Here is a 14,768-nt window from a genome sequence, read left to right as displayed (position 1 = left end):
GGCGGCTGTTGCCATCCTCGACCGTTGTTGCCGCGCTTCGCGCTCGCCGGGCACGGCCCGGCGCTACCCGCATGCGGCCACGGCCGCATGCTGCGCCGCATCAGCAGTGACGCCTGTTGTCGCACGCAAAGTGCGTTCTATACTCGGCCCATCACGCAGTCGCTCAGCCGTGGTCCAACGACTATCAGCCAGGGGTAACGAAGAGTGCGGAATTACGATCTGGAGTTCCTGAAACGCTTCTCCATGGTGATCGCGCTGCTGGCGACCATCACCCTCGGCCTCATCCTCCTTGCCGCCTACATCCACACCCGGATTCCGCCCGAGGTGTCGCCGACCGCAGCCAAGCGCACCGAACAGCGCATCTCGCCCACCGGCGCGGTCTATGCCGGCAGTACCGGCGCCGCCGCGCAGGCCGCAGCCAAGGCCGCCGCGCTGGCCAAGGCTGCGTCGCAGGTGGCCTACGGCGGCACCAAGGATGGAAAGGTGATCTTCGACAACCTGTGCACCGCCTGCCACACCACCGGCGTGGGCATGGCACCGACGCTGGACCATTCGCACTGGGACAAGCGCATCGCACAGGGCAAGGACACCCTCTACAAGCACGCCATCGAGGGTTATACCGGCCCCGACGGCGGCATCATGCCGCCCAAGGGCGGCAACCCGGCCCTGACCGAAGAACAGATCCATGCCACCGTGGACTGGATGCTGGGCAACCTGAAGTAACCGCCGCAACGCGCCGCTTCCTGTAGAGCCGAGCCCGCGCTCGGCTGCTCTGCGCGCGGTGTGGCCAGGTGCAGCCGAGCATGGGCTCGGCTCTACGATCCCCCGGCTTTGCCCACCGAGGCCTGATCGTCATATGCCCCCGATGCGCAGGCGGGGTTTCGCATTTCAGGGTTAGTCTGTGCGCCCTCTTCCAAGGAATCGCCCGTCGATGCGCCGCCGTTCCCTCGCCCTTGCCCTGTCCCTGCTGCTGCCGGCCAGCGCCTTTGCCCAGGCCCAGCCGCAGGCCGCACCGGTCGCGCCACCCTCCGCCGCGCGCAGCAGCGCCACCGTGGTGCTGACCGCCGCGCCGGCCGACTGGCGCGCGCTGGATGGCCAGCGCGTGCGCATCGCCGCACCGCTGACCCTGGCCGGTAGCGACGGCCTGGAGCGCTTCGGCCAGCTCACCGTAGCCTTCGATGGTCGCCTCTGGCAGCCGACCGAAGTGGCCGCGCCGGGTACGGCCGGCTATGAGCAGGTGATGGCCGACAACCAGCGCCGCCGCCTGGTGCTGGAAGATGGCAGTGATGCCCGAGCCCCCGCCAGCGTGGCGTACCTGCCGGGCAGCCCGGTGCTGCGCACCGGCATGCAGCTGCGCGACGTGCAGGGCATCGTGCGCGTGGATGCACAGGGCCGTCCGCGCCTGCAGGTCGAGGGTGTGCTGAAACTGCCGGAACTCAAGCGTCCGGCGGTGCCGACGGTGCCAGGCAGCCTGCACGTGGCCGCCTTCAACCTGGAGAACTTCTTCAACGGTGATGGCCAGGGCGGCGGCTTCCCCACCCTGCGCGGCGCCCGCACGCTGGACGAGCACAAAGCGCAGGTGGCCAAGCTGGTCGCCACGGTCAACGCGCTGGGCGCCGACGTCGCCGCGCTGATGGAGCTGGAGAACGACGGCTACGGACCGCAGTCGGCCATCGCCGAACTGGTCGATGCGCTCAACCGTGACCGCGGCGCGCAGGGCGACTGGCGCTTCGTCGATGCCGGCAACGGCCCCGGCGACAACCCGATCCGGGTCGGCATCATCTACCGCAGCTCACGCCTGCAGCCGGTCGGCACGCCGGCCACGTTGACCGGCGGCCCGTTCGTCGAGCACAGCCGCGTGCCGCTGGCGCAGGCCTTCCAGGGCAAGCAGGGCGCGCCGTTCGTGGTGGTGGCCAATCACTTCAAGTCGAAGGGCTGCCGCGACGCAAGCGGCGCCGACGCCGACCGCAACGACAACCAGGGTTGCTGGAACGCCACCCGCGTGACCTCGGCGCAGCAGCTGCATGCCTGGCTGCAGACGGATCCGACCGGTACCGGTACAAAGGACGCGGTACTGCTCGGCGATTTCAACGCCTACGCGATGGAAGACCCGATCCGCACCCTGCACGACCTGGGCTGGCAGGACGCGTTCAAGGTCGCCAAGGTCGAGCATCCCTACAGCTACGTCTACAACGGCTACACCGGCCGCCTTGACCACGCGTTGCTCAGCCCGGGCATGGCCAAGCGCCTGCGCGGTGCCGCCGAATGGCACAGCAACGCCGACGAGCAGGACGCCAGCGGTTACCAGGGCCGCAACGTGCAGGGCCCGTGGCGCAGCTCCGACCACGACCCGCTGCTGCTGGGTTTCGACAGATAAGGTTCGCCGGGGATCTGCTCTGGTAGTCACCTTGATCGGCACGGATGCCGCCTTTGCTTTTGATCTACCAGTCCGCCTTCAAGCGAGCCGAGCATCGCAGGTGAACCAGGGGCGAAGAGGCGCCGATGTCTGAGCGCAGCGAGTTCGGCGCCGTCCCCTGGTTCGCCGAGAAGCGCAGGGTACCGGTGCACAGCGCCGGCTCGCGGCTGGCGGCGCGTTTCTTTTGGTTACTTTTCTTTTCGCGCGAAAAGAAAAGTGACATCCCACCGCGGGCGCGGAAATGGCCCGCCGCAACCAACGCTCACCCCCAGGCGATCAAGCCGATCGCCAGTACCGCCAGCGCCAGACCTGCGCGGTTCCACTTCGTGGTGGCCTCGCCGAAGACGAACACGCCCACCAGTGCACCCAGCACCACAACGCCGATGTTCATGCCGGCGAACACGGTGGCCGGGTTGTCCGGCATCGACTGGTGCGCATGCACATAGAACAGGATGTTGCTGCCATTGAGCAGGCCCAGCAGCGCACCCGCGCCGAGGTTGCGCCAGGACAGCCGGCTGCGGCCACTGACATGCCGCCACAGCTGCAGGGCCAGCATCAGCACGAAGGCCACGCTGAAGCTGGCCAGCACCGCCGCCATCGACGGCGTGCCCGACAGCGCCACCTGCTTGAGCAGCACGTCCACCACCGCAAACCCGCCCCATACGCCCAGCAGCCAGCCCCAGCCGCCGGGCGAGGACGCCACCGCCGGGCCGCGCGGGCGCAGGCTGATCGCCGCCATGGCGACCAGGCCCAGCGCCAGGCCGACCAGCTTCCACGGCGTCGCGCTCTGGCCGAAGAACAGGAAGGCGGCAGCCAGTGACAGCAGCAGCGACAGGCGCTGCGCCACATCGCTGCGCACGATGCCGGCCACCGCCACTGCGCGGCCCAGCACCAGGAAGATCGAGGGCAGCACCACCGCCAGCGCCAGCAATGACAGCCACGGCGCATGCGGCGCGCGCAGCGCATCCAGCGGCGGCTGCAGCACCACCGCGGTGAGCGTTGCCGCCACCAGATAGTTCCAGGTGACCATCTGCGCGACATCCAGCTGGCGGCGTCCAGCCACCTTCAACACCACCGAAACCAGCACGCTGCAGATCACGGCCAAAGACAGGTAGAGCATGGGGCGGGCACAGGGCAGGGGCGGGGGACGGTATCATGGTGCCATGCACAAGCCCTCGTTCCCCGTCGCCCCCGGCGAAACCGCCTGTCTCCAACTGGATGGCCCGGCCGGCCCGCTGGAAGTGGTCGTCGACCTGCCCAAGGCCGATGTGCCGGTGCAGCCGATCGTGGCCATTGTCTGCCATCCGCTGTCCACCGAAGGCGGCACCCTGCACAACAAGGTGGTCACCATGACCGCCACCACCCTGCGCGAGCTGGGCATCGCCACGGTGCGCTTCAACTTCCGCAGCGTCGGCGCTTCGGCCGGTACCTTCGATGGCGGCGTGGGCGAGCAGGATGACCTGAAGGCGGTCGCCGCCTGGGTGCGCAGCCAGCGCCCGCACGACCGCCTGTGGCTGGCCGGTTTCAGCTTCGGTTCGTTCGTGTCGCTGAAGGCGGCTGCCGCGCTGCAGCCGGAGGCGCTGATCTCGATCGCGCCACCGGCCGGCCGCTGGGACTTCGATGGCATCGTACCGCCGGCGCGCTGGCTGGTGATCCAGGGCGAGCAGGACGAGATCGTCGACCCGCAGGCTGTCTACCAGTGGCTGGACACGCTGGAGTTCCCGCATGAGCTGGTGCGCATGCCCGAGACCAGCCACTTCTTCCACCGCAAGCTGATCGACCTGCGCGGCGCGCTGACCCACGGCGTGAAGCATTGGCTGGGCGCGGCGGCATGAGTGCAACCGAGTTGACCCCGTCGCAGCGGTACGCGGAAGGGGTCGCCCGTGGTGACTGGCAGGACGACCCGGCCCAGCATGCAGCGCTGGCCGAGCTGGACCGCATCCACCTGGGCCTGCTGGACAGTGCCGAGGACGGTTGGCTGGACCGCCTGTCCTCGTTCTGGAAGAAGCCCGAGCCGGTCAAGGGCCTGTACTTCTGGGGCGGCGTCGGCCGCGGCAAGACCTTCCTGGTCGACCTGTTCTACGACGGGCTGCCGATCAAGCAGAAGTACCGCACGCATTTCCATCGCTTCATGCGCAGCGTCCACGAGCGTCTGCGCGAGCACCAGGGGCAGAGCGACCCGCTGGCGAAGATCGCCCAGGAGTGGCGCAGCAACCTGCGCGTGCTGGTGCTGGACGAGTTCTTCGTCACCGACATCGGTGATGCGATGCTGCTGGCTCGGCTGCTGGAGCGCCTGTTCGCCGAGGGCGTGACCCTGGTCACCACCTCCAACACCGCAGTGGAGAACCTGTACCTCAACGGCCTGCAGCGCGAGAGCTTCCTGCCGGCCATCGGCCTGTTGCAGCGCTTCTGCGTGGAGCTGTACGCCGAAGGCACCGAGGACTACCGGATGCGCGCGCTGACCCGCTCGCCGGTGTACCGCGCACCGTTGGCCGCCGACAGCGACAACTGGCTGGCCACGCGCTGGAGCGAACTGAGCGGCGGCCAACCGGCCAGGCCCGGCAACATCGAGATCGAGGGCCGCAAGATTCCGGTCCGCGGCCGCGGCAAGAGCATCGCCTGGTTCGATTTCGCCGCGCTGTGCGAGGGCCCGCGCGGGCCCTCGGACTACATCGAGATCGCGCACGAGTTCAACACGGTGCTGCTGGGCGGCATTCCGGCCTTCGATCGCCTGAACGAGGATGCCGCGCGTCGCTTCGTCAACCTGATCGACGAGTTGTACGACCGCCACGTCAACCTGGTCTGCACGGCCAGCACCTCGCCGGTCGAGCTGTACACCGGCCAGCGCCTGCAGGGCGCGTTCGAGCGCACCGCCTCGCGCCTGATCGAGATGCAGAGCGCCGAGTACCTGGGCACCCCGCACCGGGCGTGAGGGTAGTGCCGTTTGTAGAGCCGGGCCCACGCTCGGCTGCTTTTCGGCACATCATTCAGAAGCAGCCGAGCGTGGGCTCGGCTCTACAACAGCACGGCGCGGCTATCGGGTGGGCGCAACCGCGCTCCCCAACGGCCACTCCTCCGGCCCGGCCGACACATGCGGCCTCGCGTCGCTGCCCGGCGGGTGATCCCGACGTCCACCGGATGCCCACCACCTATCCACAGGGTTGTCCCTAGCCAGCTTCATCACTGTCATGTGAAGCTGTCATTGTTCCGTTTCCGCGGTGCGTTGTGCCACCGCAGTGACGCCTTTCGGGCTTGACTGCGCAGCCCGTTCCGGCAGGTCTGAAGCGTCTGATCCGGGCGCCGTCGGCACGATCCTTGCGGCGCAAGGGATTGCCGAATTTCACTACATTTGGCGTTGACGGACCCCACTACCCCCACTATCTTGTGGCCGTCGGTCGCAGTAACCCCAGGTCTGGGGGTTGGCAGCAGCACCCATCCGCGATCGTCAACGGCAGTGGCAGGCGCAGGGTCTCATCCCCTGCGACGCCGTCCTGCCATCCTGGGCCGTCATGTCCCGGGCTGCGTCACCCCGATGCATCGAGCACCCCCAATCACGCCAAGAGGACATACGCCGTGAGCACCGAATCCAGCGCCACCATCGAGAAGGAAAGCGAGTTCCTGTTGACGTCGCCGCCGACGGCCAACGCGATGAGTGTGACCAAGCGCAACGGGACCACCGAGCTGGTGGACCTGAACAAGATCGTGCGCGCGGTGCAGCGTTCCTCCGAAGGCCTGCACGCCGTCGATCCGATGCGCGTGGCCACCCGTACCATTTCCGGCCTGTACAACGGCGCCACCACCCGCGAACTGGACGAACTGTCCATCCGCACCGCCGCCCTGCTGATCGGTGAAGAGCCCGAGTACGGCCGCCTCGCTGCGCGCCTGCTGGCCAACTACATCGCCAAGGAAGTCTCGGGCCAGGAAATCTACGCCTTCTCGCAGTCGGTCAGCCGCGGCCATGAAGTCGGCCTGATCAACGACCGCCTGCTGAACTTCGTGCAGACCAATGCACGCAAGCTCAACGACGCCATCGACGGCGCGCTGGACCTGAACTTCGATTACTTCGGCCTGCGTACCCTGTACGACCGTTACCTGCTGCGCCATCCGCACACCCGCAAGGTGATCGAGACCCCGCAGCAGTTCTTCCTGCGCATCGCCAGCGCGCTGAGCGAGGACGTGTCCGAGACCCTGGCGCTGTACAAGCGCATGGGCAATCTGGACTACCTGCCGTCCAGCCCGACCCTGTTCAACTCCGGCACCACCCACGAGCAGCTGTCCTCGTGCTTCCTGCTGGACTCGCCGCAGGACTCGCTGGAGTCGATCTATGCCAAGTACGGCGACATCGCCCAGCTGTCGAAGTTCTCCGGCGGCATCGGCGTCAGCTACACCCGCGTGCGTTCGCGCGGTTCGCTGATCAAGTCGACCAACGGCCACTCCAACGGCATCGTGCCGTGGCTGAAGACCATGGATTCGTCCGTGGCCGCGGTGAACCAGGGCGGCAAGCGCAAGGGCGCAGCCTGCGTGTACCTGGAAACCTGGCACGCCGACATCGAGGACTTCCTCGAACTGCGTGACAACACCGGTGACGAAGCCCGCCGTGCGCACAACCTGAACCTGGCCAACTGGGTGCCGGACCTGTTCATGAAGCGCGTCGAGGCCGACCAGGAATGGTCGCTGTTCGATCCGCGCGTCGTGCCGGAGTTCACCGACCTGTTTGGCGAAGCCTTCGAGGCTGCCTACCTGCAGGCCGAAGCCCAGGGCAAGGCCAACCGCACCATCTCCGCGCGCAAGCTGTACGCCCGCATGATGCGTACGCTGGCCGAGACCGGCAACGGCTGGATGACCTTCAAGGACAAGTGCAACCGCGCCAGCAACCAGACCCTGCGTCCGGGCAACGTGATCCACCTGTCCAACCTGTGCACCGAAATCCTGGAAGTCACTTCCAACGATGAAACCGCAGTGTGCAACCTGGGTTCGATCAACCTGGGCAACCACTTCGACGAGCACAACGAGTTCGACTTCGAGAAGCTGGCCGAGACCGTGCGCCTGGCCGTGCGCCAGCTCGACCGCGTCATCGACCTGAACTTCTACCCGATCGAAACCGCCCGCCGCGCCAACCTGCGCTGGCGTCCGGTCGGCCTGGGCTGCATGGGCCTGCAGGATGTGTTCTTCCGCAAGCGCCTGCCGTTCGACAGCGCCGAAGCCCGCGCGCTGTCGAAGAAGATCGCCGAAGCGATCTACTTCCACGCGCTGGAAACCTCCTGCGAGCTGGCCCAGGAACGCGGCAAGCACCCGTCGTTCAACGACACCCGTGCCGCCAGCGGCGAACTGCAGTTCGATGCCTGGAACGTGGTGCCGGAAGACACTGCGCGCTGGGATGCCCTGCGTGAGCGCATCAAGGAACACGGCCTGCGCAACTCGCTGATGATCGCGATCGCGCCGACCGCGACCATCGCCTCGATCGCCGGCTGCTACGAGTGCGTCGAGCCGCAGGTGTCCAACCTGTTCAAGCGCGAGACCCTGTCCGGTGACTTCCTGCAGGTCAACCGCTACCTGGTCAACGAGCTGAAGAAGCTGGGCCTGTGGACGCCGGAAATGCGCGATGCCATCAAGCTGGCCGAAGGCTCCATCGCCGGCGTGGCGCAGATCCCGGAAACGCTGCGCGAGGTCTACCGCACCGCGTGGGAACTGCCGATGCGTTCGCTGATCGACATGGCCGCCGAGCGTGGCGCCTTCATCGACCAGTCGGCCTCGCTCAACCTGTTCATGGAAAGCCCGAACATCGGCGCGATGTCCTCCATGTACATGTACGCCTGGAAGCAGGGCATCAAGACCACCTACTACCTGCGTTCGCGCCCGGCCACCAAGATCGCCAAGACCACGGTGAGTGCCGCCGCACCGGCCAAGGTGTTCAGCCCGGACGAAGCCATCGCCTGCTCGCTGGAAAACCCGGAAGCCTGCGAAGCCTGCCAGTAACACGCCGCGCGGTGGGTGCCGACCGTTGGTCGGCACTCGAACACCTCGCACCTGTAGAGCCGAGCCATGCTCGGCTGCAGCACGGAAACACCAAGGTAGCGCCGGGCCATGCCCGGCGTTTTGACCCGAGAATTCAAGGAAACACCCATGGCCGACAAGCCCAAGCAGATGCTGCTCGATCCCGGTTTTGAACTGACCCTGCGCCCGATGCGCTACCCGCAGTTCTATGACATGTACCGGAATGCGATCAAGAACACCTGGACGGTGGAAGAGATCAACTTCCAGATCGACATCACCGACCTGCACAGCAAGATGTCGCCGGGCGAGCGCCACCTGATCCACCGCCTGGTCGCGTTCTTCGCCACCGGCGACTCGATCGTGTCCAACAACCTGGTGCTGAACCTGTACCAGCACCTCAATGCGCCGGAAGCGCGCATGTACCTGTCGCGCCAGTTGTATGAAGAAGCGCTGCACGTGCAGTTCTACCTGACCCTGCTCGACAACTACCTGCCGGACCCGGAAGAGCGCGCCAAGGCGTTCTCGGCGGTGGAGAACATCGACTCGATCAAGAAGAAGGCCGATTTCTGCTTCAAGTGGATCGACTCGATCCAGGACCTGACCCGCATCGAGACCCGCGAACAGCGCCGCCAGTTCCTGCTCAACCAGATCTGCTTCGCTGCCTGCATCGAAGGCCTGTTCTTCTTCGCTGCGTTCGCCTACGTGTACTACTTCCGTTCGCGCGGCCTGCTGCCAGGCCTGGCCTCGGGCACCAACTGGGTGTTCCGCGACGAAAGCGCGCACATGGAGTTCGCCTTCGAGTCGGTGCGCGTGGTGCGTGAGGAAGAGCCGGACCTGTTCGACGATGAAATGAAGCAGCAGGTCTACGACATGCTGGCCGAAGCCATCGAATGCGAAGTGCAGTTCGCTGAGGACGTGCTGTCCGGTGGCGTGGCTGGCATTTCCACCCGCGACATGCGCCAGTACCTGCAGCACTGCGCCGACCAGCACTTTGCCAAGCTGGGCATGGAAAAGAAGTACAACGTGCGCAACCCGCTGCCGTTCATGGAACTGCAGGACGTGCAGGAACTGACCAACTTCTTCGAACGCCGCGTCTCGGCCTACCAGGTCGGCGTGCAGGGCGAAGTCGCCTTCGACATGAACTTCTGATCGAACCGGTCAGGCCTGTCGCAACGAAAGACCCCGGCCAATGCCGGGGTTTTTTGTTGCGCGCCTGGCTTTTGTAGAGTCGAGCATGGCTCGACTCTACGATCAGCGCCGCCCTTCCACCGCCATGCGCACCGCCAACCCGGCCAGCACCGTGCCCATCAGCCAGCGCTGCACCCTCTGCCAGGTGGGGCGCGCGGCCAGGAAGCCGGCGATGCTGCCGGCGGTCAGCGCGATCAGGCCGTTCACGCTGACGCTGACCACGATCTGGGTGCAGCCCAACACGATCGACTGCATCAGCACACTGCCTTCGCTGTCCGGATGCAGGAACTGCGGCAGCAGCGACAGGTACATCACCGCCACTTTCGGGTTCAGCAGATTGGTCAGCAAGCCCATCGTGAACAGTCTGCGCGGGCTGTCCTGCGGCAGCTCGCGCACCGCGAACGGCGAACGGCCGCCGGGCTTCAGCGCCTGCCACGCCAGGTAGAGCAGGTACAGCGCGCCACCGATGCGCAGCGCCTCATAGGCGAACGGCACGGTCATCAGCAGGGCGGTGATGCCCAGCGCCGCGCACAGCATGTAGAACACGAAGCCCAGCGCCACCCCGGCCAGCGAGATCAGCCCGGCGAGCGGCCCTTGGCAGATCGAGCGCGAGATGACGTAGATCATGTTCGGCCCGGGTGTGAGCACCATGGCCAGGGAAACCAGCGCGAAGGCCAGCAGGTCGGAAAGTGCGGGCATGGGCGGTCCTGGCAGTGGGCGTGGCGCAGTGTAGCGCCGCCTGCACGGGGCCTGGCTTAAAATTACCGGACCCCACACCGAAGCACCCCCATGACCCCGATCCCCGAGATCGTGCCGCCCACTGAAGTGCGCATGGCCGAAATCGTCTTCCCCAACCACACCAACCACCTCGGCACCCTGTTCGGTGGCCAGGCATTGGCGTGGATGGACAAGGCCGCCTTCCTGGCCGCCGCCCGCTATTCGCGCCGCACCGTGGTGACCGCGCGCAGCGACCAGGTCGACTTCAAGCTGCCGATCCGCATCGGCCAGATGGTGGAAACCATCGGCCGCATCGTCGAAGTCGGGCGCAGCTCGATGAAGGTCGAGGTCGAACTGGTCGCCGAGGACCTGCACAGCGGTGAGCGCAAGCTGTGTACCCGCGGCCACTTCGTGATGATCGCGCTGGACGAGGACGGCCACCCGATCGCGGTGCCGCCGCTGCCGGCCGCCTGAGCCGGCGCTTGCACGGGCGCTGCGGCGCCCCCATCTGGCAGCCATGACCTCGCCGCTGACCGACTTCATCGACCGCGCCCAGCGCCTGTTCGTGCTGACCGGCGCCGGTTGCAGCACCGCCTCGGGCATCCCCGATTACCGCGATACCGACGGCCAGTGGAAGCGCACGCCGCCGGTGACCTACCAGGCGTTCATGGGCGAAGCGGGTACCCGCCAGCGCTACTGGGCACGCAGCCTGCTGGGCTGGCCGCGCTTCGGCCTGGCCCGGCCCAACGGCACCCACCAGGCCCTGGCCGCCCTGGAAAACAACGGCAAGCTGCAGCTGCTGCTGACCCAGAACGTGGACGGCCTGCACCAGCGTGCCGGCAGCCACAAGGTGATCGACCTGCATGGCCGCCTGGACCGGGTGCGCTGCATGGGCTGTGAGCGCCGCAGTGGCCGCGAGGATTTCCAGCAGCGGCTGCTGGACGCCAATCCGGGCTGGGATGCGCTGGAGGCCGGTATCGCGCCCGATGGCGATGCCGATCTGGAGACCGATTTCTCCACGTTCGTGGTGCCCGATTGCCCTTACTGCGGCGGCCTGCTGAAGCCGGATGTGGTGTTCTTCGGCGAGAACGTGCCGCGTGAACGGGTGGCGGCGGTGCACGATCACCTGCAGCAGGCCGACGCCGTGCTGGTGGTGGGCTCGTCGCTGATGGTCTATTCCGGCTTCCGCTTCGTGCAGGCGGCCGCGAAGGCAGGGTTGCCGGTGGTGGCGCTGAACCGAGGCCGCACCCGAGCCGACGACCTGCTGTTGTTCAAGGATGAGCGGGACTGCGCTGAAGCGCTGGCCACGTGGGCTGCGCGCTGAGCCAAGCACGGGCTCGGCTCTACAAGGGGCGAGGGCTTCTGTAGAGCCGGGCGCACGCTCGGCTGCTGCAGGTCACACGAAACAGCGATCCATCCAGATGGTTGATCCGCGAGCCGCGCAGCGGTGCAATACGCACCCCCTACGTCGTTCATCACCGTCTTGAGCCAGCTGTTCTCGCCGATCTCGTTCGGCCCCCTCACCCTGTCCAACCGCATCGTCATCGCGCCGATGTGCCAGTACTCCGCCGAAGACGGTCGCGCCAGCGACTGGCACGCCATGCACCTGGGCAACCTGGCGCAGTCCGGCGCCGGCCTGCTGATCCTGGAAGCCACGGCGGTCGAGCCGCGCGGCCGCATCAGCTGGGCCGACCTCGGCCTGTGGGATGACGGCACCGAGGCCGCGTTGGCACAGGTGTTGGCCAGCGTCCGCCGCTGGTCGCCGATGCCGCTGGGCATCCAGCTCGGCCACGCCGGTCGCAAGGCCTCGGTGAAGCGCCCGTGGGACGGCGGCGGCCAGCTGCCGGCCGATGATGCGCGTGGCTGGGCCACGGTGGCGCCGTCGCCGCTGCCGTTCCATGCCGCCGATCCGGCACCGCAGGAACTGGACGAGGCCGGCATCGCCGAGCTCATCGCCGCTTTCGCCGCCAGTGCGGTGCGGGCCGAGCGCCTGGGCTTCGAGCTGATCGAGCTGCATGCCGCGCACGGCTACCTGCTGCACCAGTTCCTGTCGCCGCTGAGCAACCACCGCACCGATGGCTATGGCGGCTCGCTGCCGAACCGCCTGCGCCTGTTGGTGGAGGTGTTCGACGCCGTGCGTGCGGCGGTATCGGACAAGATCGCCGTGGGCGTGCGCATTTCCGCCAGCGACTGGGTCGAGGGTGGCTGGGACCTGGTGCAGAGCGAAGCGCTGGCCCAGGTGCTGGACGCGCGCGGCTGCAATTTCCTGCATGTCTCCAGCGGTGGCCTGGACGAACGCCAGAAGATCACCGTCGGTCCCGGCTACCAGGTGCCGTTCGCCGCGGCGATCAAGGCCAAGGTACGCATGCCGGTGATCGCGGTGGGCATGATCACCGAGCCCGAGCAAGCCGAATCGATCCTGCGCCATCGCCACGCCGATGCGGTAGCGCTGGCACGCGGCATCCTCTACGACCCGCGCTGGCCGTGGCACGCTGCTGCCGCATTGCGCGACAGCGTGGAGCCGGCGCCGCAGTACCTGCGCTGCGAGCCGCGCGATGCGCGTGGCGTGTTCAAGGCGCGCTGAGGCTCACACCCGCCAGGCCGGCGCCATGCCGGCCTGCAGATGCTCGAACAGCGCGCGGATCTTGGCGGTGAAGTCGCGGCGGTCGCTGACGCAGAAATAGACCTCCATTGGCTCCGGGCGCCACGCCGTGTCGGCGCCGAACACCGCCTGCAGGCGGCCGTCGCGCAGGTAGGGCTCGGCCACGAACGCAGCCAATCGTGTGATGCCGGCACCGGCCGCCGCCAGCGACGCCAGCGCATCGATGTCATCGCAGACCATGCTCGGCGGCAGCGCGGCGTCCACGCGCTGGCCGTCCTTCAGCAGGCCCCAGCGCAGCGGCCGGCCATCGGTGGGGAAGCGGTGCAGCAGCCCGCGATGGCTGCCCAGGTCCGAGGGTTCCTGCGGCGTGCCATGGGTCTTCAGGTAGGTTGGTGAGGCGCAGAACACGAATGGCACGCGCGCCAGCTGCCGTGCGACCACACCGTCCTCCAGCTGCGCGCCGATGCGGATGCTGGCATCCACCGCCTCTGGACCATGCTGCACGGCGCGGTCGGTCAGGCGCAGCTCCAGCTGCAGTTGCGGGTAGCGCTGCTGCAGTGACGGCAGCAACGGTGCCAGCACGTGGCGGCCGAAGGCGCTGCTGCTGGCGATGCGCAGGGGACCGGCCGGTTCGATATCACCGGCAGTCACCATCGCCTGCGCGCGCGCCAGGTCGCCCTCGATGTGGCGCACCTGCGCCAGGTACAGCGCGCCGGCCTCGCTGAGGGCCAGCTGGCGCGTACTCCGGTTCAGCAGCCGTACGCCCAGATGCGCTTCCAGTCGGTTGATGTTCTGGCCGACTGCGGTGGCGCTGATGCCAAGGATGCGGGCCGCGGCGGCAATGCTGCCGGTCTCTGCGGTGCGGGTGAAGCTGCGGATCAGTTGCAACAGGTTCATGACCGACCAGCTTGCCACGGTGATGGCCAAGTATCGCTTGGGACTGAACCAAGCGGTTCGGTTGCATCGGTGATCATCCGGCTGCTGGGCAGGAAGCTGCCCTACACTGTGGAGATGCGCCCCGATTCCATCCTCACCCTGTCCTGCCCCGACCGTACCGGTATCGTCTACCGAGTGTCCGGCCTGCTGTTCGACCACGGCTGCAACATCCTCGACGCCCAGCAGTTCGGCGACGAGGAAAGTGGCCGCTTCTTCCTGCGCGTGCATTTCGACCGCGATGCCAGCTTGCCGCTGGAGACCGTGCATGCCGCGATGGCCAAACTTGCCGAAGGCTTCGGCATGGACTGGCAGCTGCATGATGGGCGCCGCCGGGCACGCCTGCTGGTGCTGGTCAGCAAGCAGGGGCACTGCCTCAACGACCTGCTGTTCCGTGCCCACAGCGGCCAGCTGAAGGTCGATATCGCGGCAGTGGCGTCCAACCACGCCGACTTCGCGCCATTGGCCGCGTCCTACCAGGTACCGTTCCACCACCTGCCGGTGACCGCCGATACGCGTGCGGTGCAGGAGCAGCAGATCATCGACCTGGTCGAGCGTGAGCGCATCGACCTGGTGGTGCTGGCGCGCTACATGCAGATCCTGTCACCCACGCTGTGCCGCGCGCTGGCCGGCCGTGCGATCAACATCCACCACAGCTTCCTGCCCAGCTTCAAGGGCGCGCAGCCGTATCACCAGGCGCACGCGCGCGGGGTCAAGATCATCGGTGCCACCGCGCACTACGTCACCGAGGATCTGGACGAAGGCCCGATCATCGAACAGGACGTGGCCCGCGTGGACCACGCGATGGCGCCGCGCGAGCTGGTGCGGCTGGGCAGCGATACCGAATCGCTGGTGCTGGCGCGCGCGGTGCGCCGCCATGTGGAGCACCGCATCCTGCTCAACGGGCACCGCACGGTG

The 14,768-nt window shown here is 67.3% G+C and carries 13 protein-coding genes; 10 read left to right on the top strand and 3 right to left on the bottom strand.

The annotated features are described in order from the left end of the window. Positions 1 to 204 precede the first annotated feature (204 nt). Together AC5P74_RS10495 and AC5P74_RS10490 are read left to right on the top strand one after the other, a co-directional pair. Entirely contained in the window at positions 205 to 723 is a 519-nt protein-coding gene (locus AC5P74_RS10495) for a c-type cytochrome (RefSeq protein ID WP_005407662.1), read from the top strand. Between the two features lie 208 nt (positions 724 to 931). Next, positions 932 to 2,377 carry an ExeM/NucH family extracellular endonuclease gene (locus AC5P74_RS10490; RefSeq protein WP_346607959.1) on the top strand — a complete coding sequence of 482 codons (1,446 nt, stop codon included), beginning with the start codon at positions 932 to 934 and terminating at the stop codon, positions 2,375 to 2,377. A 301-nt stretch (positions 2,378 to 2,678) separates the two neighbouring features. On the opposite strand, the gene AC5P74_RS10485 is transcribed toward AC5P74_RS10490, so the two are convergent. Beyond that, complete coding sequence (locus AC5P74_RS10485) at positions 2,679 to 3,536, bottom strand: EamA family transporter (RefSeq protein ID WP_053499276.1); 858 nt, start codon at positions 3,534 to 3,536, stop codon at positions 2,679 to 2,681. A 43-nt stretch (positions 3,537 to 3,579) separates the two neighbouring features. Here AC5P74_RS10485 and AC5P74_RS10480 point away from each other — a divergent pair, with 43 nt between their 5' ends. From AC5P74_RS10480 to AC5P74_RS10465, 4 genes are all read left to right on the top strand, one after another. Beyond that, on the top strand, positions 3,580 to 4,251 hold the full coding sequence (locus AC5P74_RS10480; RefSeq protein WP_134972556.1) for an alpha/beta hydrolase: 672 nt from the start codon (positions 3,580 to 3,582) through the stop codon (positions 4,249 to 4,251). After that, positions 4,248 to 5,348 (top strand): cell division protein ZapE, encoded by a 1,101-nt coding sequence (zapE, locus tag AC5P74_RS10475; RefSeq protein WP_171958053.1) that lies wholly within the window; start codon positions 4,248 to 4,250, stop codon positions 5,346 to 5,348. The genes AC5P74_RS10480 and zapE overlap by 4 nt, the downstream gene beginning before the upstream one ends. A gap of 641 nt (positions 5,349 to 5,989) precedes the next feature. Next, entirely contained in the window at positions 5,990 to 8,392 is a 2,403-nt protein-coding gene (locus AC5P74_RS10470) for a ribonucleoside-diphosphate reductase subunit alpha (protein WP_053499270.1), read from the top strand. 147 nt (positions 8,393 to 8,539) lie between these two features. Further along, positions 8,540 to 9,559, top strand: coding sequence for a ribonucleotide-diphosphate reductase subunit beta (locus AC5P74_RS10465; RefSeq protein WP_005420683.1), 1,020 nt, complete (start codon positions 8,540 to 8,542; stop codon positions 9,557 to 9,559). A gap of 102 nt (positions 9,560 to 9,661) precedes the next feature. Here AC5P74_RS10465 and AC5P74_RS10460 read toward each other — a convergent pair whose 3' ends face one another. Further along, entirely contained in the window at positions 9,662 to 10,297 is a 636-nt protein-coding gene (locus AC5P74_RS10460; protein ID WP_053499268.1) for a LysE family translocator, read from the bottom strand. A 90-nt stretch (positions 10,298 to 10,387) separates the two neighbouring features. On the opposite strand from AC5P74_RS10460, the gene AC5P74_RS10455 reads away from it, so the two are divergent. The 3 genes from AC5P74_RS10455 (at position 10,388) to AC5P74_RS10445 (ending at position 12,899) form a co-directional block, all read left to right on the top strand. Further along, complete coding sequence (locus tag AC5P74_RS10455; RefSeq protein WP_053499266.1) at positions 10,388 to 10,789, top strand: acyl-CoA thioesterase; 402 nt, start codon at positions 10,388 to 10,390, stop codon at positions 10,787 to 10,789. A gap of 43 nt (positions 10,790 to 10,832) precedes the next feature. Next, on the top strand, positions 10,833 to 11,639 hold the full coding sequence (locus AC5P74_RS10450; protein WP_206619877.1) for an NAD-dependent protein deacetylase: 807 nt from the start codon (positions 10,833 to 10,835) through the stop codon (positions 11,637 to 11,639). Positions 11,640 to 11,798: 159 nt separating this feature from the next. After that, positions 11,799 to 12,899, top strand: coding sequence for an NADH:flavin oxidoreductase/NADH oxidase (locus tag AC5P74_RS10445; RefSeq protein ID WP_080375098.1), 1,101 nt, complete (start codon positions 11,799 to 11,801; stop codon positions 12,897 to 12,899). 3 nt (positions 12,900 to 12,902) lie between these two features. Here AC5P74_RS10445 and AC5P74_RS10440 read toward each other — a convergent pair whose 3' ends face one another. Next, positions 12,903 to 13,814: a LysR family transcriptional regulator gene (locus AC5P74_RS10440; protein WP_069138218.1), complete on the bottom strand. Its 912-nt coding sequence runs from the start codon at positions 13,812 to 13,814 to the stop codon at positions 12,903 to 12,905. 114 nt (positions 13,815 to 13,928) lie between these two features. On the opposite strand from AC5P74_RS10440, the gene purU reads away from it, so the two are divergent. Continuing rightward, positions 13,929 to 14,768 (top strand): formyltetrahydrofolate deformylase (purU, locus tag AC5P74_RS10435; protein WP_495204938.1); only part of this gene is annotated, 840 nt, incomplete at its 3' end.

This window comes from Stenotrophomonas sp. YJH_SMC_94-11, from assembly GCF_059370435.1.
The sequence above is the reverse complement of the archived record's forward strand: the minus strand, read 5'-3'. Positions and strand labels throughout refer to the sequence as shown.